The following is a 19,229-nucleotide window of genomic DNA, read 5'->3' on the forward strand; positions in this document are numbered from 1 at the left end:
AACAATAAAAATAAACAGATGAAATATGTAATTGGAGTAGTTCGAATTTTTGTAGGGGTACTTTTTATTATCAGCGGGTTCATAAAATTGAACGACCCTGTTGGATTTTCTTTTAAGTTGGAGGAATACTTCAGTCCCGGAGTGCTCAATATGCCTTTTTTTGAACCGCATGCATTGACCATTTCCTTGATAGTGGTCATTTTTGAAGTGCTTTTGGGAGTATTCCTTATACTGGGTATACTTCGAAAATTTACCCTAAGGAGTCTTTTGTTGATGATCGTGTTCTTTACGTTTTTGACGTTCTATTCCGCATATTTCAATAAGGTAACGGATTGCGGTTGTTTTGGGGATGCCATCAAGTTGACCCCATGGGAATCCTTTTCAAAGGATGTAGTTCTGTTGGTACTGATACTTTTGTTGTTTTATGGGAAGGAATATATCACGCCACTTTTTAGGCCCTTTATTACCAAGGTACTGGTGGCCATCTCCATAGTTGGCTGCATCGGGTATGCCTACTATGTCCTGAATCATTTGCCCGTAATCGATTTTAGGCCTTATGAAATCGGAAAAAATATAGAAGAGGGAATGGGTATCCCGGAGGACGCACCCAAGCCCGTTTATGAGTATTCATGGAAATTTAAAGTGAACGGTGAAGAACAGGTCATAGTTACCAATGGGGATTATCCCACGGTAAATGGGGAATTCATAGGTGTTGAGACCGAAGAGATACAGAAGGGCTACGAGCCTCCGGTACACGATTTTACCATTGAACAGGAAGGCGAGGATTTTGCAGCGAGTCTATTGCAGGAACCCAAATTGGTCATGGTCATCGCCTATGATTTACGAAAGGCCAATACGGAGGTTTTTTCCGAAGTGAAAGAGGTTACGGACAAGGCCATGGAAAATGGATACAAGGTTATTGGTATGTCTGCTTCCGGGCCGGAGCAGACCCAGGTTTTGAAACAGGAATTCAATTTGGGATTTGAGTTCTATTTCACCGATCAAACGACCTTGAAAACTATTGTAAGGTCCAATCCCGGGGTTTTGGTCTTGGAAAAAGGAACCATAAAACAAAAGGTGCATTACAATGATTTGGAGTACCTTACATTTGAATAATCGATAGTCATACCATAAATTAAACAAGCATAAATAGTATAACAATGAGAAGTAAGATAGTAGCAGGAAATTGGAAAATGAACAAGAACCTGGAAGAGACCGAAGCCTTATTGGTGGAATTGGCCGCCAAACTGCCGGATACCAAAGCGGAGGTTATGGTAGCGCCAACGTTCGTAAACTTGGCGGCGGCAGTTCGCAATCTAGAAGCTTCTCGGATAGAAGTGATTGCACAGAATATGCATTTTGCAGAAAGTGGGGCATATACCGGGGAAATTTCTGCGGATATGCTATTGAATATTGGTGTGGATACTTGTATTATCGGACATTCGGAACGTAGGGCCTATTTTGGCGAAACCGATGAAATCTTGGCCAAAAAGGTGAGAACAGCTATGGAGAAAGGCATTAGGGTCATGTTTTGCTTTGGGGAGGAATTGGAGGACCGCAAATCTGGAAACCATTTCAATGTGGTGGAAAGCCAACTTAAAAATGCGCTGTTTTCTTTGGATAAATCCGATTGGAGCAAGATTATACTGGCCTACGAACCTGTTTGGGCCATAGGAACGGGAGAAACGGCATCACCGGAACAGGCACAGGAAATGCATGCTTTTATCAGAAAGGTTATTTCAGATGCTTATGATAGTTCCGTGGCTTCCAACGTTTCCATTTTATATGGGGGCAGCGTGAAACCTGGGAATGCAGAAGAGATTTTTTCAAAACCCGATGTTGACGGTGGTCTAATTGGTGGTGCTTCCTTAGTATCGGACGATTTTGTGGCAATTATCAAAGCGATTTAAAGAACCATAAAATTGATTGTTTTATAAAGAGGCTGTCTAAAAAGTCATTTCTGCTGTCAATTCGAGCTGAGTCGAGAATTATAACTTACTGGTTTTTAACGCATCTCGACTGCGCTCGATGTGACATATGAATGGTATTGTGACTTTTTAGACAGCCTCTTTTAAATACCGGGAAATGAACGATACCATTTACATGGAGTACAAATTTTTGGTGGCACCGTTGCAACCTGCTTCAGACATTCTTATCGCCGAGTTGGGGGAAGTTGGTTTTGAAAGTTTCGTAGAGGAAGAAACGGGGGTTTTGGCATATATCCAAAAGGAAGAATGGAGTGAAAACATATTGGATGGACTATATATACTGAACAACGGGAATTTTGATATCTCATTTACCTATAAGGAAATTGCCCAAGAAAACTGGAACGTGACATGGGAAAGGAATTTCCAACCGATTTTGGTGGACGATAGATGCATGGTACGAGCGCCTTTCCACGATGCGCTTAATGTTGAATACGACATTATCATAGAACCCAAAATGAGCTTTGGCACGGGCCATCACGAAACCACCCATATGATGTTGCAGCATATCCTTACTTTGGAGCTGGATGACAAAACTGTATTGGATATGGGTTGCGGTACGGGCGTTCTGGCCATATTGGCATCCAAACGAGGGGCCAAAGAACTTGATGCTATTGATATCGATAATTGGTGTTATCTAAATTCCAAGGAGAACGTGGAACGAAATGGTATCGGGAATATTTCCGTATTTGAAGGCGATGCGGCACTTTTAGGTGAAAGGAAGTATGATGTTATCATCGCCAATATCAACCGTAATATACTCTTGGAAGATATTCCAACATATGTCCGTTGTTTGAAAAAGGAAGGTGTACTTTTGGTCAGTGGCTTTTATCTGGAAGATTTATTGTTAATTACGGAAAAGTGCCATGAGGTTGGCCTTCGGTTCGAAAAAAATCTTGAAAAGAACAATTGGGTTGCCGCAAAATATGTATTTTAGGCTATAGCAAAATCGATTGTAATGAGCACTAAAGAAAAAATTTCCGAAGAGCTCCTCTTGGAGGAAGAGACGGTCAAACAAAATGAGATAGTTCTTTTTAATGACGATGTAAATACTTTTGATCACGTCATAGAGACACTTATAGCGGTCTGTGATCATACCCCGGAGCAGGCGGAGCAGTGTTCCCTTATCGTTCATTACAACGGAAAGTGTACTGTTAAGACAGGTGAGTACAATGATTTGGCACCCCAATGTTCAGGACTTTTAAATGCCGGTCTTAGTGCGGAAATTGTTTAGGGTATTCAACGGCATTTCGGTAAATCTTCCAATTGCACTGGATTTTACAACACTTTCTTATAAAGAATAATCAATCCCATTGCAAAGCAAAAAATCACCACTATGGGTAGCACGTACTTTGCTGCCAAGTTTGACATTTTGGCCATTCTTTTTCGGGCCATTTCAGATTTTTTCTGGTCCTTTTTCATTTTTTGTTTGTTGGCCGACAAAGTTCGGAGCAAAAAATGAGTACAGGTAAAATAATTGACAAACAGTACTTTAACTTGGATGTTTTGTAGTTTAATTCATGGCTTAATGGACACCCAATAAAAAACCCCTTTAAGAAGGGGCGTAATATGATTGTTAAGAACTGGATTTAAACGAGAGGAACTCCATTCAAACGTTTCTCTATTTTTTTCTTTTTCTCTGTCAACCTTTTCATGACATCCATTAGGTTGGGATCTTTGGTTTCCTTATAAACTTCGTTTATACTCAATATTAAAGCTTTTGCTTCTCTGGACGCCTCCACCCTGTCACTGGTAGACATATTGCTCATTTTTCTGTTTTCAAATTCCTGAGCTTTTTCAAGTAAATCCATGTACGTTTTTTTTCAAAGTTAGCATAATAATCAAATTAAGCAATTCTTGACCAATAGTAACTAATTATGGCACAATTAGATTGATGTATTTATGATGAATTTAACTTTTTGAAAAGAGTGAAGCGGATAAATCGATTAATTAAAACACCATGCTTTGCGCATTTTAAATTTAAGGGTGCCAAGTTTCATGCTCCTTCATATTCAATATGGTAGGATTTAGTTTCTTTTTAAGATTTTTTTAGCATCTCCTCCGTATTATCTCCGTAGGTACGAGTGAAAGTTTAACCTAAAAAAAGGAGTAGTATGAGTAAAAAAGTTATTAAAGTGGATATGGCCAACAGGGCCAGAAATCGCAGGAGATTTCTAAAGTTAAGTGGTCTTGGATTGGCAGGAGCTGGTCTATTTGTGGCTTGTAGCGATGACGATTATAATGGAGGTATGATCCCCATGCCGCCCATGGAAGATGGGATCTTTGATCTGGGGTCAGGAGACTTGGGGGTATTAAATTATGCCTATGCCTTGGAACAACTGGAAGCCGATTTTTATACCAAGGTTGTAAATTCTTTTTACGCCAATATTTCAGATGTAGAAAGACAGGTTTTTACAGATCTATACAATCATGAAGTTAATCATCGGGAGTTTTTCAAGGCTGCTATTACCGCTGCCGTCGGATCAAATACTGAGCTCGTTTTACCGGAACTGGAGTTCGATTATGGTTCGCTGAATTTTGGGAGTCGGGATGAGGTTCTTGGAACAGCAAGGGTTTTGGAAGATACGGGAGTTGCCGCCTACAATGGCGCGGGAAGGTTGATATCGGACCCCAACTATTTACTGATAGCTGGTAAAATTGTTTCCGTTGAAGCGCGACATGCATCGGCGATCCGGTCACTGATCAATCCAGAAAGTGCCGATTTTTCCGGTGATGATATTATTGACGTAACAACTGGATTGGATGTGGCAATGGACCCATCGGAAATACTTGCGGCTGTAGGTGCTACAGGATTTATTACCACTCAGTTCACGGCAAACAATTTACCATAACTAGTAACATACAAATACAATAACATTATGAATATTATAAAATTTTTAGACGAATTTACAACGGATAATCTCATCGACGGAAAAACTTCTAGAAGGGACGTTTTTTCAAAATTGGGAGCACTTTCTAAAAAGGCTGCCATAGCCGCTGTACCTTTTGGACTTGCGAGCGTTCCAAAAAAGGCCTTAGCACAGTCAATGAGTGCAGACCCTGTAGGAGCACTGCAACTTGCCTTGACTTTGGAGTATTTGGAGGATGAATTTTATGACTTGGCACTTCAATCCGGTGTTTTGCCTTCAGGTAGGCCGGAGATTGTCTACATGCAGATATCAAAACACGAACAGGCCCATGTAGACTTTTTAAGGGCCGGACTGGAAGGTGCAGGTGTTACACCTGTGGAAAAGCCAACTTTTGATTTTACGGTAGGCGGTATGTTCGACCCCTTTAACGATAATGGAGTAGGGCAGGAAACGGCCTATGCACAGCTTTTGGCCTTGGCACAAGCCTTTGAGGACACCGGTGTAAGGGCCTATAAAGGCCAGGCCGGTAACTTGCTAGGTTCGGATTTTTTAACGCCCGCCCTGCAGATTCATTCCGTAGAAGCACGACATGCCTCCGAAATTAGAAGACTCAGAGGTTTGAAGGGTTGGATTACCAATAACGATCGGGGCATGGGCATGCCGGAAGCTACGCAGGCCGTTTATGATGGAGAGGAGAATATCGTACAAGGTGGGGTAGATGTAACCACCTTGGGGTCCGATGGCCCATTTACTATGGAAGCCTCTTCAGAAGCCTATGATGAACCGCTTTCCGGAGATGATGCTACAGCAATAGCTAGTCTCTTTATTGTAAACTAATTTTGTTTAGGTTAGGTTGGTTGTTTAAGGGGTATCCATTTAGGATACCTCTTTTTTAAATCTTGAAATTGAAGCCCTCTTCAACCTTGCGATTGTACTTTTCCTCATTGAATTTGTACAGAAAGGCTCCTTTTTTGGAGGAGCTCATATCCTTTTCATCCAATTTGATGAGGATATCGAAGGAATTGAATTTGCTGATAAAGTTCCGCTTGTCCAGTTTCTTCCCCATGATGCCTTCGTACAGTTTTTGGAGCTGTCGCATGGTAAATTTCTCGGGCAGCAGTTCAAAACCTATAGGTTTGCTTAAGGCTCTTCTACGAAGTCTGGCCATGGCCCTTTCCACCATGTCGTTATGGTCAAAGATCAAATTTGGAGCCTCTTTTATGGGAAACCATTTTGCGGAATTTTGTTTTATCAGTTCTTTGTCGTGATTTGCAATATCGATAAGCGCATAATATGCAACGGATAGGGTTCGATCTGCAGGATCTCTATCAACCTTACTGTAGGTATAAAGTTGCTCCATATAGATATTGTTCAGGCCCGTTAAATGATAGAGTACCCTACTGGCGGCAATATCAAGGTCTTCCTCTTTCTTAAGAAACCCCCCAATTAGGGACCACTTTCCTTTTTCGGGTTCAAAGCCCCTTTTTACTAATAATATTTTCAGCTCTTCTTGGTCAAAGCCAAAAATGATACAGTCCACAGCAAGTAGAACCTTGTCCTCGTGGTCGTAATAAGCAAGTGATAAAATTTCTTTTTGGTCGGTATTCTGCAATGTTGTGGAGTTGTTGGTATATTTAGCTAGGAAATTTAGTTAAAATCAGGCTATTTTCATATACATTTCATTGCTTAAAATATATAATTGCGAAAAAATATTACTTCCAATTAAGATTAATGCTTAAATCAACTTGGAAAATTCAAATATCTGCTGTTTATTTACACGTGTTAAAAATACACTTTTAATAATCTGATTAAATAAGCGGTCATGAGTTATAAAGCGTAATAGCTCACTTGGTTTATCGGCGAACTTGCCATTTTTTGAGTATTATGATGGTGGATTATTTTAAGTAGGGGTCCGAAACTATAAAATATTGGATGAACTCCAGCATTGTATTTTAATATAAAGGCCTGATGCGACTACATGAATTGAATTTTTTGAAAAAAAGTAATTATCGGAACACAAATAAAAACACTTTATGAAAACACTTAGATTTTATGGTTTAACAACTTTGATTCTTTTTTTAGGTCATGGCGTTGTCATTGGTCAGTCCAAACAAAGCACTATTAAAATTGAAGATTTTGATGATGCTCCCATAATTAGTAAACACATCTATGGACATTTTGCCGAACATTTGGGTAGATGTATTTATGAGGGTTTTTATGTTGGAGATAATAGTATGATACCTAATACCGAAGGCGTACGAAACGATATCATCGATGCACTGAAAGAACTACAAATCCCCAATTTACGTTGGCCCGGTGGTTGTTTTGCAGATACATATCATTGGAAAGATGGTATTGGGCCCCAGGAAAATAGACCAACTATCGTTAATACCTGGTGGGGTGGTGTTACAGAAGACAACAGTTTTGGAACCCATAATTTTTTGAACTTATGTGAGGTTCTTGATACGGAACCTTATCTCTCCGGAAATGTAGGAAGTGGTACGGTACAGGAATTGGCGGATTGGGTACAGTACACCAATTTTAAAGGAAAAAGTCCCATGTCCGATTTACGAAGGGAGAACGGTAGGGATGAACCTTGGACCGTCAAATATTGGGGAATTGGTAATGAAGCCTGGGGTTGCGGTGGAAATATGCGTCCGGAGTATTATGCGGATATCTATAAAAAATATGTCACTTTCATGTCAGACGCAGACGTAGAGGGAGGTCTTTACAAAATAGCTTCGGGTGCCAGCAATGACGACTATAACTGGACAGAAGTGCTAATGAAAAATATACCTAAGAAAATGCTCCAAGGCGTTGCCTTGCATCACTATAGCGTGATTGATTGGAGCGCAAAGGGTTCTGATGTGGATTTTACGGAGGACCTCTATTTCAAGACCATGAAGGAGTCATGGCTTATGGAGGAATTGATTGTCAAACATACTGCCATAATGGATAAATACGACAAAGAAAAGCAGGTGGACCTCATTGTGGACGAATGGGGCGGCTGGTATGAGGTTGCCGAAGGAACCAATCCAGGTTTTCTTTATCAGCAAAACACGATGCGCGATGCAATGATTGCCGGTATGAACCTCAATATTTTCAATAATCACGCGGACAGGGTAAAAATGGCAAATCTCGCCCAGACCGTGAACGTACTTCAAGCAGTTATTTTGACAGATAAAGAGAAAATGATTCTTACCCCCACATATCATGTAATGAACATGTACAAAGTGCATCAAGATGCCAAATTGATTCCGCTTTCCTTTGAATCTCCTAAGTACACTTATGAGGGAGAAAGTCTTCCTGCAGTAAATGCCTCTGCATCAATGGATGATTCAGGTAAGATGCATATATCTCTTGTGAATATAGATGCACATAATGAAAACATGGTCTCCATAGATTTGAATGCCTTGGGAATAAGGGAAGTTACAGGTCGAATTTTAGCATCGGATAAACTACAGGACCATAATACTTTTGACAATCCCAATAAAATAGAGCCTAAAGATTATAAGGACTTTACGTTCAAAAAGGGTGTTTTGGAGGTTGAGTTACCGCCTTTTTCCGTTGTTGTATTGGAAGGAATTAAGTAAACTAAAAGGTATAAAAGGATGAATAAACAAAAGCGGTTTTTTTATTGTATCATTTGTTTCCTTTTGATAATCTCTTGTAAGACTGAGGTTAAGGAATTTGCTTCTGATGTCAAAGAAAAAACGGCTGGTTATCCAATAACGCCCGTAAACATCCAACATGTTCGATTAACGGATAAATTTTGGTTGCCATGGATACAAAAGGTTCAGGAAAGGACCATTGAATACGCCATTGAAAAATGCAGGGAAGAAGGTAGGTTCGATAACTTTTTGATAGCCGGATGCAAAATGGAGGGATCTGTTCGTGGGGTAATGCCTTTTGATGATTCCGATGTTTATAAAATCATAGAAGGAGCCTCTAATTCTTTGATAAGTTCTCCAAATCCAAAATTGGAAACTTTGTTGGATTCCTTGGTGGAAATCATAAAAATTGGTCAGGAGTCCGATGGTTATTTGACCACATGGCGTACCATAAATCCGGCCAAGCCACCCGCAACTTGGGTGGAGGTAAAGGAGGGAAAAAGATGGGAATCCCTTGCGGCAAGCCATGAACTTTACAATGCCGGCCATATGTACGAGGCCGCAGTGGTGCACTATAAAGCTACCGGAAAACGGAATTTCTTGGATATCGCCCTTAAAAATGCCGATCTAATGGTGGAAACTTTTGGAGAGGGAGTAGGGAAGATTGCCGCAGTACCAGGGCATCAGATAATAGAAACCGGACTAATAAAATTATACGAGGTTACAGGAAAAGAAGACTACCTAAATTTGGCCAAGTATTTCTTGGACAATAGGGGCAACCCAGATAATCATGAACTCTTCGGAGCCTATTCACAGGACCACGTTCCCGTGGTTAAACAGGACGAGGTCGTGGGACACGCCGTAAGGGCCGTTTACATGTACGCAGCAATGACGGATATAGCTGCTATGAAAAACGATTCTGCCTACCTGAGCGCCGTACATAAATTATGGGATAATATGGTGGGTAAAAAAATGTATATCACAGGAGGAATCGGCGCCAGGCATGACCAGGAATCCTTTGGCGAGAATTATGAACTGCCCAATATGACAGCCTATAACGAAACTTGTGCCTCCATTGGTGACGTGTATTGGAACCACCGGCTGCATAATTTGACCGGTGAAGTACAGTATTTTGATATTATAGAACGTACCCTGTATAACGGTCTTATTTCTGGAATATCCTTGGACGGTACCCATTTCTTTTATCCCAATGCCTTGGAATCCGATGGTAAATATGAATTCAACCAAGGGGCCGCCACCCGCAAATCTTGGTTCGATTGTTCTTGCTGCCCTACCAATGTAGTTAGATTTGTTCCGGCAATCCCCGGTCTTTTATATTCTAAGAGTGATGATACTGTTTTTGTAAACCTATATGCTTCCAACGAGGCAACAATCGACTTGCCAACACAATCTTTGGAGGTTAAAATGGAAACGAATTATCCTTGGGATGGAAGGGTCGGAATCAATGTTAAGGATAGCAAAAATCCCGATTTTAAAATGAAACTTAGGGTGCCAGGGTGGGCACGCAACGAGGTTTTGCCCAGCGACCTGTATCAATACAGAAATAATCTTTCTAGCCCCATCACGCTAAAAATAAATGGTGAAAATAGGAAGGTAGAATTAAACGATGGATATATTACTTTAGATGGCGCTGAGGTAGCTGGTAAATCCATCGAATTGGAGTTTCCTATGGAAGTCCGTTTGGCGGAGACGTCTGTAATGGTGGCTGAGAACAAAGGAAAGGTAGCCTTGGAATACGGGCCATTGGTCTATGCTCTAGAAGAGGTGGACAATAAGGCTGGTTTTGAAGATATTGCCGTTACGGACAGTTCTAATTTTTCGGTGACCATGGAAGAAAATTTTTTGGAAGGGGTGAATACCATAAATACCGAAAGTTTCAAGGCAATTCCATATTATGCATGGTCCAATAGGGGGGTAGGAAAAATGAAGGTCTGGTTGCCCGGGAAGAATTCAAAAAAACAAATCAAAAATTGAAGACATCATATGTTATTGGGTTGGATTACGGTTCGGATTCCGTCCGGGCCGTACTTATCAATACCCAAAATGGAGAGGAGATAGCCTCAGAAGTTTGTTGGTATAAAAGATGGAAGCAAAATAAGTATTGCAATCCGTCCATTAATCAGTTTCGGCAGCATCCCTTGGATCATATCGAAGGGCTGGAGCACACAGTAAAAGCGGTTATGAACCGGAGCAATATAGACCCGGCCGATGTAAAGGGAATCTGTATAGATACCACGGGATCGTCTCCGGTGCCTGTAACCAAAGACGGTACACCGTTGGCCTTGGTGGAGGGTTTTGCCGAAAACCCAAATGCCATGATGGTCTTATGGAAGGACCATACGGCCATTAAGGAAGCGGAACTCATAAACGAATTAGGGGTTTCATGGGGCGGTGAGAATTTTACGAAATATGTGGGCGGAATTTATTCTTCGGAATGGTTCTGGGCCAAAATCGCCCATGTTGTCCAGCAAGATGAGGCTGTTAGGAACAATGCCTATACTTGGATGGAGCATTGTGATCTAATGACCTACCTCTTGATTGAGGATAAAAATTTGGAAACCTTTAAACGCAGTAGATGTGCCGCGGGTCATAAGGCGATGTGGCATCAAAGCTGGGGCGGATTGCCCCCAAAGGAATTTTTGGGCAAAATACATCCTTATCTGGCGGATTTAAGGGACCGTCTATATGAAGAAACCTTTACATCTGACCAGGTAGCAGGCACATTGAGCCAAGAATGGGCAAATCGTTTGGGACTCAACACGGATACCGTTGTTGCCGTAGGCACTTTTGACGCGCATTCAGGGGCCGTGGGTGCAAAAATTGATGAGCATGCCCTGGTACGTGTTATGGGAACCTCTACCTGTGACATTATGGTGGCCACTGATACCGATATAGATGGTAAAACGATAAAGGGTATCTGCGGACAGGTAGATGGTTCGGTCATACCCGGTTTGGTGGGTTTGGAAGCGGGTCAATCCGCTTTTGGAGACTTATTGGCCTGGTTCAAGGACGTACTTTCATGGCCTATCGATAATTTGGTTTTGACTTCGGATATTTTATCGGAACAACAAAAAATAGATTTAAAGGAAGAAATAGAGCGCGATTTTATCAAAAAACTATCTGATGCGGCCGAAGCAATACCCTTGTCCGAAAGTATACCCACCGCACTGGACTGGATCAATGGGCGCCGTACCCCGGATGCCGATCAGAATTTGAAAAGTGCCATTTCCAATCTTTCTTTGGGGAGTAAGGCACCCCATATTTTCAAGGCCTTGGTGAATGCTATTTGTTTTGGTTCCAAAAAAATTGCGGACCGTTTTCAGGAAGAGGGGGTACAAATCAATTCGGTGATTGGTATCGGTGGTGTGGCAAGGAAGTCACCTTTTATCATGCAAACCTTGGCTAACGTTATGGATATGCCCATTAAAGTGGCAGCCTCGGATCAGGCGCCGGCCTTGGGTGCGGCGATATATGCCGCCGTGGCATCGGGGATCTATTCAGATGTTGTTGAGGCCAGTACATATATGGGAAGCGAGTTTGAAGCGGAATATCATCCCCAGCAAGCTACCGTTGAAACATACAGACATTGGATGGAATCCTACAACGAACTGGGAAATTTCATTGAAACATCCATAAAATCAGAATAAGAAATGAGTGCAAAATACGAAGCACTGAAGCAGGAATGTTTTGAAGCGAATATAGAACTGAACAACCTAGGTCTGGTCATTTACACTTTTGGGAATGTAAGTGCGGTGGATAGGAAAAAAGGCGTTTTTGCCATTAAGCCAAGTGGAGTGCCCTATGAGAAACTGAAACCTGAGGATATCGTCATCTTGGATTATGACAATACTATAATCGAAGGTTCTATGCGGCCTTCCTCGGATACCAAGACACATGCCTATTTGTATAAGAATTGGGAACAAATTGGAGGTATAGCGCACACCCATGCGACATACTCGGTAGCCTGGGCACAGGCCCAAAGAGATATACCTATTTTCGGGACGACGCATGCAGATCATTTAACAAAGGATATTCCCTGTGCTGAACCAATGCGCGATGAACTTATAGAGGGTAATTACGAACACAATACCGGGATTCAAATATTGGAATGTTTCAAGGATCGAAATCTTTCCCCTGAAGAAGTGGAAATGGTCCTCTTGGGAAACCACGGCCCTTTTGCATGGGGCAAAACGGCGGCCAAGGCCGTGTATAACAGTAAGGTTTTGGAAACCGTGGCCCAAATGGCCTATCTAACGTTGCAAATAAATCCCAAAGCCCCAAGACTAAAGGATTCCCTTGTAAAAAAACACTACGAACGTAAGCATGGAAAAAATGCATACTACGGACAAAAATAACTATCAACAGATTTATAATTAAATATATGGCAGAGAAGGAAATTTGGTTTGTAACGGGAAGCCAACATTTATACGGACCTGAAACACTTGATCAGGTCGCAAAAAATTCACAGGAAATCGTTAAGGGATTGAATAAATCTGCATTTATCCCATTGCGAATTGTATATAAACCTACAGTAAAGACACCCCAGGAAATCACGGATATCTGCTTGGAAGCTAGTTCAAATAAAGATTGCATTGGCATAATTACTTGGATGCATACCTTCTCACCGGCAAAGATGTGGATAAAGGGTCTAAGTGTTCTCAACAAGCCTCTTTGCCATCTGCATACCCAATTCAATGCGGAAATACCTTGGGAATCCATAGATATGGATTTCATGAACCTGAACCAATCTGCTCACGGAGATCGGGAGTTTGGTCATATGATGACCCGAATGCGCAAAAACAGAAAAATTATTGTCGGGCATTGGCAAACGGAAAGGGTACAGCAAAAACTGGGAAATTGGAGTCGTGTTGCCCTTGGATGGAACGAATTTCAAAATTTAAAGGTCGCTCGCTTGGGGGATAATATGCGGGAGGTTTCGGTAACCGATGGTGATAAAGTGGAGGCCCAGTTCCGTTTTGGATTTTCCGTGAATGGTTATGATTCTTCAGATGTGGTAAAGTACATTAAAGGGTTGGACCAAAAGGAGGTCGATGCATTGGTTGAGAACTATGAGCAAGCATATGAATTGAGTGATTCTTTGAAAGAAGGAGGAAATCAGCGAAGCTCCTTAATCGAGGCGGCCAAGATAGAACTTGGACTTAGAAAATTTTTGGATGAAGGCGGATTTAAGGCCTTCACAGATACTTTTGAGAATCTTGGTGAATTAAAACAATTACCGGGAATCGCTACACAAAGATTGATGGCCGATGGTTATGGCTTTGGAGCGGAAGGAGATTGGAAAACATCCGCATTGCTCAGGGCAATGAAAGTAATGGCCGAGGGATTAAAGGGTGGAACTTCTTTTATGGAAGACTACACCTATCACTTTACCCCTCAAAAATCCCATGTTATGGGATCTCACATGCTGGAAATTTGTCCGACCATAGCGGATGGAAAGCCTTCTTGTGAAGTACATCCTCTGGGAATAGGAGGCAAGGAAGATCCGGTGCGTTTGGTCTTCAATTCTCCCGCTGGGCCGGCAATCAATGTTTCCTTGGTGGATTTGGGGAATAGGTTCCGTTTAATCGTCAATGAAGTAGAGGCCGTGGAACCAGAAGGTAAATTACCTAACTTACCGGTAGCTAGGGTACTATGGGATGCACATCCTAATTTGGAGGTAGCCGCTACGGGATGGATTCTGGCAGGAGGTGCACACCATACGGTTTACACCCAAGCGCTGACCACGGAATTTATAGAGGATTTTGCGGAAATGGCAGGCATTGAATTGGTGGTAATCGATAAAAATACGACCCTTAGGGAATTAAAAAACCAATTGAATGCCAACGAGGTCTATTTTCAATTGTTTAAAAATAACTTGTAAATAACTTAAACATGAAAAAATCAACCAACATTTATTATACATGTGCATTGCTGCTTTCGCTTGTGGTCAGTGTAAATTGTAAGGATAAAAAGGATAAGGAAATGAAAGAAGAAACTCCCAAAGAGAATATATCCAAGGTCAGTATTACGGAAAGTAATTATGGAACGACCCAGGACGGTAAAAAAGTAACTCAATTTTTCATGAAAAATGAAGGTGGTATCGAAGTGGATATTATCACCTATGGAGGTCGGATCACTTCTTTGAGAACTCCAGATAAGGACGGAAACATGCAAAATGTTGTCCTAGGCTTTGATAATTTGGCACAATATGAAAAGGACAATCCCTACTTTGGGGCGCTGATCGGGAGATATGGAAACCGTATTGCCAAAGGAAAGTTCAGTATGGGAGAAGAAGTATATACCTTGGCGCAAAACAATGGGGAAAATAGCCTGCATGGCGGTATCAAGGGATTTGACAAACAGGTTTGGGAAGCCAAGACAGAAGTAGGTGAAAATTCAGCTTCACTCATTCTTACCTATTTGAGCAAGGACATGGAAGAGGGCTTTCCAGGAAATCTAAGTACCACGGTTACCTATACCTTGAATGACGACAATTCCCTGGATGTATTGTATGAGGCTACAACGGATAAAGCTACCGTTGTAAACCTTACACAGCATGCCTATTTCAATTTATCGGGAGATTTTTCCCGTACTATTTTGGACCATGTTGTTGAAATTGATGCGGACACTTTCTTGCCTGTAGATGGTGGTCTAATCCCAACAGGGGAGTTGAGGCCAGTTGAAGGTACGCCTTTCGACTTTAGGGAACCGAAACTAGTAGGTCAGGATATTTCCGAGGATAACGAACAACTGCAATTAGGTGGTGGTTACGATCATTGTTGGGTGTTAAATGGCCAACAGGAGGGCTTTAGAAAAGTGGCTAGTGCCTATCACCCAGCAACAGGGAGGTATTTGGAGGTGTCTACGGATGAGCCAGGTATTCAGTTCTACACCGGAAATTTCTTGGATGGTACCCTTCCTGCTCCAAATAATAGCACATATGCCAAGAGAAGTGGATTTTGTTTGGAAACCCAGCATTATCCGGATTCTCCTAACCAAGAAGAATTTCCTTCTGTAGTTCTAAATCCTGGTGAGACTTATACTACCAAGACAACATTTACATTAATGACCAAATAACGGCACAACTAAACCAATTAATTATGCAAACACTTGACACTTTTGACTGGGTAGCCATTGTATTTTATTTTTTAATTCTACTCAGTATTGCCGTTTGGGTTATTCGAAAGAAAGAGGACAATACTGAAGATTATTTTTTGGCAGGAAGGAATGTAGGTTGGTTCGTAGTAGGGGCTTCCATTTTCGCTTCCAATATCGGTTCGGAGCACGTGGTAGGACTTGCAGGAGCTGGGGCCAGCGATAAGCTTCCCATGTTGATTTACGAAATCCACGCTTGGATCGTCCTCATTTTAGGTTGGGTTTTTCTCCCCTTTTATGCCCGTAGTGGTGTGTTTACCATGCCAGAATTCTTGGAAAAGAGATTTGACGCCCGGTCCCGTTGGGTATTGTCCATCTTTTCGATTGTTGCCTATGTGCTGACGAAAATATCCGTTACTATTTATGCTGGTGGGGTAGTCGTTTCCGCCCTATTGGGCATCGACTTTTGGACGGGTGCCATCGCCACCGTAATATTAACAGGTATTTACACCGTGTTAGGGGGTATGCGAGCCGTAGTGTATACGGAAACCTTACAGGCCGTACTCCTTGTTTTGGGAGCCGCAGTACTTACCTATCTCGGATTGGAAAAAGTTGGAGGTTGGGGTAGTCTGGTGGAAACTGTAAAGCCAGAGTATTTGAATATGTGGCGACCACCTGGTGACCCGGATTTTCCTTGGCCGTCACTCGTGATTTCTAGTACCATCGTTGGAATTTGGTATTGGTGTACTGACCAGTACATCGTACAAAGGGCCCTGACGGCCAAAAATATCAAAGAGGGTAGGAGAGGTACCATTTTTGGCGCGGTTATGAAATTGATGCCTGTATTTCTCTTTTTGATTCCTGGGGTTATTGCCTTGGCCCTAAAAATGAGAGGCGAATTGCATTGGGATTCTCCGGATGAAGCATTTCCCGTATTGATGAGCAATGTGTTGCCATCCGGTTTGCGTGGTCTGGTAGCTGCCGGTCTACTAGCGGCCTTGATGAGTTCCTTGGCCTCGGTTTTCAACTCCGTTTCCACACTGTTTACTGTTGATATTTACAAAAAGCTTAGGCCCAATACCCCAGAAAAGAAATTGGTGCGTACAGGTCAGTTGGCGACTGTGGTAGTGGTAATCATCGGCATTATCTGGATTCCTATCATGGCCAATATTTCGGGAGTGCTTTATGAGTATTTACAGAGTGTACAGTCCTATATTGCGCCACCGATAACCGCCGTGTTCCTTTTAGGTATTTTCCACAAGCGCATCAATGGATTGGGAGCTTTTGCTACATTGATTATGGGTATTATCGTTGCTGCCATCCGAATTGTTTTGGAATTGATAAAGGGGGATTTGGATCCGGATGGATTTTTGTACGAAATGGGCAGTATGAACTTTTTGACCTTTGGAGCTTGGTTCTTTTTGGTATGTGTGGTTTTTGCGGTGGTGACCAGTCTTTTTGCTCCGGCACCATCTGCAGAGAAAGTGGCCAACTTAACCTTTGGAACCATTAGCGCAGAAGAAAAAAGTAAAAATAAAAATAGTTACAATTGGAAGGACGTTGTTATCTCCATATTGGTATTAGCAGTAGTTGTTGGTGTTATGATATTTTTCAATGGAAAGTAAATTATAATTACTTGACTTTGTTTGAAATAAGAATGGTAGAATTATGCCAGGCTCCTGAGCCTGGCTTTTTTATCTTGGATTAATTTCTCAACTATGACAAAAGACATATTATCAGAATTAAATTCGTAGTATTTTTAAAGGAATAATAAATGCTAAGATCTACTTTTATGAAATCAGTATCTACAACCCTAATCATTGCTTTTTTGTTTTTTGCAGGCACTCCTCAAGTAAAAGCCCAAAAGAAATTGGATCAACAGACCGTGGCGGATTTACAAACAACACCCAAATACGGTTTTATACTTACAACTGAAAGGCACTTTAAGGGGGTACTTGGCATGTATGACCTTTTGATTGAAAACGGATTGGAAATTGAGGAATATGAAATTGTGGTAAAAGGTATGGTGGTCAAAGCACTTACAAAGGGGTCAGAGTTGGAGGCCTTTTTTGAAAAGTACAAGGGAAAGATAAAGGTGAGTGTATGTAGTGTTGCCATGGAAAAACTGGGTGTGGAAGCAGAAACCCTTTTTGACGGTTTGGACATCACTCCAACCGCTTCCGTAAGAATGCTTCAACTTCAAGCACTAGGCTATAATACGCTAACGTATTAGTTAAATTTTGAATTTAACGATAACCAAGAATTTATGATTTTGAAGATAGGATGTTGTCCAAAGTCATGATGAATTTTTTTAAGTTGTCAGGAGTAATAAATACATGGCTAAATTTCGGGTCGCATGTAAAATTTATTGTTAAATATCCGTAATGTCTATGTTAGGGGACGTTTGGCTCTATTGGAAATTCTATACAATCCATTTTCCCAAGTATAACATAAACTAGCTTTTTTTTTACTTATCTAAGAAATGTTCCATTTCCCATAGATTAAATGGGAAAAAGAAATCGTAGGATAGGTAAAACGGTAAGTTCGTATTATGTAATTGGATTTTCATATAATGAGTAGTCTTAAATAAAGAATTCAGTTTTTATTGATATTCTGTCATTTTGCAATTTACTTATGAGGTACATTGCCAAAAAAAACACCTTCTATTTAGTTGGGATACCGGGTAAGGTCAGGATTCATATTTATCAACTTTAACAAAAAGTTGGGTTTTCATTGATCAAAATTAAGAATTCATCTTTTATATTTGTATATACAAATGTTGTATAGACGTTAATTAATGTATTTTTTAATCAATTATCAATTGTAATGGAAAAAATAAGTAAATGGGTAATAGACCCTGCACATTCAGAAGTAAGTTTTAAGGTAAAACATATGATGATTTCTACGGTTACTGGGTATTTTGAAAAATTTGATGCTACTATAGAAACTGAGAATGACGAATTTGAAAATGCTTCCTTATCGGTAGAAATCGGCATAGACTCGATAAATACTAAAAATAAGGATAGGGATGGCCACCTTATGTCCGATGACTTTTTTAAAGCGGACGAATATCCAAAAATGACATTTATCTCCAAGTCTTTCGCCAAGGATAAAATTATTGGTGATTTGACCATACGTGATGTAACAAAGGAAGTTGTACTGGATGTAGATTTTAACGGTATTGCAGTAGACCCTTATGGTCAGACAAAAGCTGGTTTTGAAATTAGGGGAAGTATCAATAGAAAGGATTTCAATCTAACTTGGAGTGCTGTAACGGAAGCAGGGAATGTGGTAGTGTCAGATCAAGTAAAAATGGTCATCGATGCCCAGTTTATCAAGCAAGCTTAATTACCGTTGGTTATATTAAAGTCATTGTGAAGGTGTACCTTCTTTGATGACTATAAATACCGATAATTCTTAAACAATGAAAAAATCAACCAAAGGATATATAGCTTTTGGTTGATTTTTTAGTTTAAAAAAATAGAAAGCCCAAATGACTTTGCACATGCTTTTATTAGAATTTTTTACTTAAAACTTCATAAAGAAAATTCGATATTGAAAACGCAAAAAACAGTTATAGGATTTACATGCTTGTCGAATGAATCGTGACCTCTACAGATTTAAATCAATTCCATCTATCATCATAT

General features: G+C 40.9%; 18 protein-coding genes. 15 read left to right on the forward strand and 3 right to left on the reverse strand.

Annotated elements, in window-relative coordinates:
- Positions 1-18 precede the first annotated feature (18 nt).
- The 4 genes from FEK29_RS05770 (at position 19) to FEK29_RS05785 (ending at position 3,219) form a co-directional block, all read left to right on the forward strand.
- Positions 19-1,116, forward strand: coding sequence for a BT_3928 family protein (locus FEK29_RS05770; RefSeq protein WP_138257474.1), 1,098 nt, complete (start codon positions 19-21; stop codon positions 1,114-1,116).
- A 44-nt stretch (positions 1,117-1,160) separates the two neighbouring features.
- Positions 1,161-1,910 (forward strand): triose-phosphate isomerase, encoded by a 750-nt coding sequence (tpiA, locus tag FEK29_RS05775; RefSeq protein WP_138257475.1) that lies wholly within the window; start codon positions 1,161-1,163, stop codon positions 1,908-1,910.
- Between the two features lie 175 nt (positions 1,911-2,085).
- Positions 2,086-2,922 (forward strand): 50S ribosomal protein L11 methyltransferase, encoded by an 837-nt coding sequence (gene prmA, locus FEK29_RS05780; RefSeq protein WP_138257476.1) that lies wholly within the window; start codon positions 2,086-2,088, stop codon positions 2,920-2,922.
- Positions 2,923-2,943: 21 nt separating this feature from the next.
- Complete coding sequence (locus FEK29_RS05785; protein WP_138257477.1) at positions 2,944-3,219, forward strand: ATP-dependent Clp protease adaptor ClpS; 276 nt, start codon at positions 2,944-2,946, stop codon at positions 3,217-3,219.
- A 44-nt stretch (positions 3,220-3,263) separates the two neighbouring features.
- Here FEK29_RS05785 and FEK29_RS17910 read toward each other — a convergent pair whose 3' ends face one another.
- Positions 3,264-3,407 (reverse strand): hypothetical protein, encoded by a 144-nt coding sequence (locus FEK29_RS17910; protein WP_161595321.1) that lies wholly within the window; start codon positions 3,405-3,407, stop codon positions 3,264-3,266.
- A 167-nt stretch (positions 3,408-3,574) separates the two neighbouring features.
- Complete coding sequence (locus tag FEK29_RS05790) at positions 3,575-3,796, reverse strand: hypothetical protein (RefSeq protein WP_138257478.1); 222 nt, start codon at positions 3,794-3,796, stop codon at positions 3,575-3,577.
- 303 nt (positions 3,797-4,099) lie between these two features.
- Here FEK29_RS05790 and FEK29_RS05795 point away from each other — a divergent pair, with 303 nt between their 5' ends.
- Positions 4,100-4,837, forward strand: a complete 738-nt coding sequence (locus tag FEK29_RS05795) for a ferritin-like domain-containing protein (RefSeq protein ID WP_138257479.1) — start codon at positions 4,100-4,102, stop codon at positions 4,835-4,837.
- A 27-nt stretch (positions 4,838-4,864) separates the two neighbouring features.
- A complete protein-coding gene (locus FEK29_RS05800; RefSeq protein WP_138257480.1) occupies positions 4,865-5,692 on the forward strand; it encodes a ferritin-like domain-containing protein in 828 nt (275 codons plus the stop codon).
- Between the two features lie 55 nt (positions 5,693-5,747).
- Here FEK29_RS05800 and FEK29_RS05805 read toward each other — a convergent pair whose 3' ends face one another.
- Positions 5,748-6,467 (reverse strand): NUDIX hydrolase, encoded by a 720-nt coding sequence (locus FEK29_RS05805; RefSeq protein ID WP_138257481.1) that lies wholly within the window; start codon positions 6,465-6,467, stop codon positions 5,748-5,750.
- Positions 6,468-6,888: 421 nt separating this feature from the next.
- Here FEK29_RS05805 and FEK29_RS05810 point away from each other — a divergent pair, with 421 nt between their 5' ends.
- The 9 genes from FEK29_RS05810 to FEK29_RS05850 all read left to right on the forward strand — a co-directional run bounded on the left by FEK29_RS05810 (position 6,889) and on the right by FEK29_RS05850 (position 18,930).
- Positions 6,889-8,448 carry an alpha-N-arabinofuranosidase gene (locus FEK29_RS05810; protein WP_138257482.1) on the forward strand — a complete coding sequence of 520 codons (1,560 nt, stop codon included), beginning with the start codon at positions 6,889-6,891 and terminating at the stop codon, positions 8,446-8,448.
- An 18-nt stretch (positions 8,449-8,466) separates the two neighbouring features.
- Positions 8,467-10,461, forward strand: a complete 1,995-nt coding sequence (locus FEK29_RS05815; RefSeq protein WP_138257483.1) for a glycoside hydrolase family 127 protein — start codon at positions 8,467-8,469, stop codon at positions 10,459-10,461.
- Positions 10,458-12,134, forward strand: a complete 1,677-nt coding sequence (locus FEK29_RS05820; protein ID WP_138257484.1) for a ribulokinase — start codon at positions 10,458-10,460, stop codon at positions 12,132-12,134. The genes FEK29_RS05815 and FEK29_RS05820 overlap by 4 nt, the downstream gene beginning before the upstream one ends.
- 3 nt (positions 12,135-12,137) lie before the next feature.
- Positions 12,138-12,842 carry an L-ribulose-5-phosphate 4-epimerase gene (locus FEK29_RS05825; protein WP_138257485.1) on the forward strand — a complete coding sequence of 235 codons (705 nt, stop codon included), beginning with the start codon at positions 12,138-12,140 and terminating at the stop codon, positions 12,840-12,842.
- Between the two features lie 26 nt (positions 12,843-12,868).
- A complete protein-coding gene (gene araA / locus FEK29_RS05830) occupies positions 12,869-14,368 on the forward strand; it encodes an L-arabinose isomerase (protein WP_394347767.1) in 1,500 nt (499 codons plus the stop codon).
- 11 nt (positions 14,369-14,379) lie between these two features.
- Complete coding sequence (locus FEK29_RS05835; RefSeq protein ID WP_138257487.1) at positions 14,380-15,564, forward strand: aldose epimerase family protein; 1,185 nt, start codon at positions 14,380-14,382, stop codon at positions 15,562-15,564.
- A gap of 23 nt (positions 15,565-15,587) precedes the next feature.
- Entirely contained in the window at positions 15,588-17,207 is a 1,620-nt protein-coding gene (locus FEK29_RS05840) for a sodium:solute symporter (RefSeq protein ID WP_138257488.1), read from the forward strand.
- A 167-nt stretch (positions 17,208-17,374) separates the two neighbouring features.
- Positions 17,375-17,815 carry a DsrE family protein gene (locus FEK29_RS05845; RefSeq protein ID WP_138257489.1) on the forward strand — a complete coding sequence of 147 codons (441 nt, stop codon included), beginning with the start codon at positions 17,375-17,377 and terminating at the stop codon, positions 17,813-17,815.
- 593 nt (positions 17,816-18,408) lie between these two features.
- Positions 18,409-18,930: a YceI family protein gene (locus FEK29_RS05850; protein WP_138257490.1), complete on the forward strand. Its 522-nt coding sequence runs from the start codon at positions 18,409-18,411 to the stop codon at positions 18,928-18,930.
- Positions 18,931-19,229 lie beyond the last annotated feature (299 nt).

Origin of the sequence: Maribacter aurantiacus, assembly GCF_005780245.1 — a bacterium.
Lineage (GTDB): Bacteria > Bacteroidota > Bacteroidia > Flavobacteriales > Flavobacteriaceae > Maribacter > Maribacter flavus.

What these genes read in the sequence shown, in the direction of transcription:
- FEK29_RS05790 (WP_138257478.1), bottom strand. Translation starts at nt 3,796, where the DNA reads ATGGATTTACTTGAAAAAGCTCAGGAATTTGAAAACAGAAAAATGAGC.
- FEK29_RS05840 (WP_138257488.1), top strand. Translation starts at nt 15,588, where the DNA reads ATGCAAACACTTGACACTTTTGACTGGGTAGCCATTGTATTTTATTTT.
- tpiA (WP_138257475.1), top strand. Translation starts at nt 1,161, where the DNA reads ATGAGAAGTAAGATAGTAGCAGGAAATTGGAAAATGAACAAGAACCTG.
- FEK29_RS05770 (WP_138257474.1), top strand. Translation starts at nt 19, where the DNA reads ATGAAATATGTAATTGGAGTAGTTCGAATTTTTGTAGGGGTACTTTTT.
- FEK29_RS05845 (WP_138257489.1), top strand. Translation starts at nt 17,375, where the DNA reads ATGAAATCAGTATCTACAACCCTAATCATTGCTTTTTTGTTTTTTGCA.
- FEK29_RS05800 (WP_138257480.1), top strand. Translation starts at nt 4,865, where the DNA reads ATGAATATTATAAAATTTTTAGACGAATTTACAACGGATAATCTCATC.
- FEK29_RS05795 (WP_138257479.1), top strand. Translation starts at nt 4,100, where the DNA reads ATGAGTAAAAAAGTTATTAAAGTGGATATGGCCAACAGGGCCAGAAAT.
- FEK29_RS05815 (WP_138257483.1), top strand. Translation starts at nt 8,467, where the DNA reads ATGAATAAACAAAAGCGGTTTTTTTATTGTATCATTTGTTTCCTTTTG.
- FEK29_RS05785 (WP_138257477.1), top strand. Translation starts at nt 2,944, where the DNA reads ATGAGCACTAAAGAAAAAATTTCCGAAGAGCTCCTCTTGGAGGAAGAG.
- FEK29_RS05825 (WP_138257485.1), top strand. Translation starts at nt 12,138, where the DNA reads ATGAGTGCAAAATACGAAGCACTGAAGCAGGAATGTTTTGAAGCGAAT.
- FEK29_RS17910 (WP_161595321.1), bottom strand. Translation starts at nt 3,407, where the DNA reads ATGAAAAAGGACCAGAAAAAATCTGAAATGGCCCGAAAAAGAATGGCC.
- FEK29_RS05850 (WP_138257490.1), top strand. Translation starts at nt 18,409, where the DNA reads ATGGAAAAAATAAGTAAATGGGTAATAGACCCTGCACATTCAGAAGTA.
- araA (WP_394347767.1), top strand. Translation starts at nt 12,869, where the DNA reads ATGGCAGAGAAGGAAATTTGGTTTGTAACGGGAAGCCAACATTTATAC.
- FEK29_RS05810 (WP_138257482.1), top strand. Translation starts at nt 6,889, where the DNA reads ATGAAAACACTTAGATTTTATGGTTTAACAACTTTGATTCTTTTTTTA.
- FEK29_RS05835 (WP_138257487.1), top strand. Translation starts at nt 14,380, where the DNA reads ATGAAAAAATCAACCAACATTTATTATACATGTGCATTGCTGCTTTCG.
- prmA (WP_138257476.1), top strand. Translation starts at nt 2,086, where the DNA reads ATGAACGATACCATTTACATGGAGTACAAATTTTTGGTGGCACCGTTG.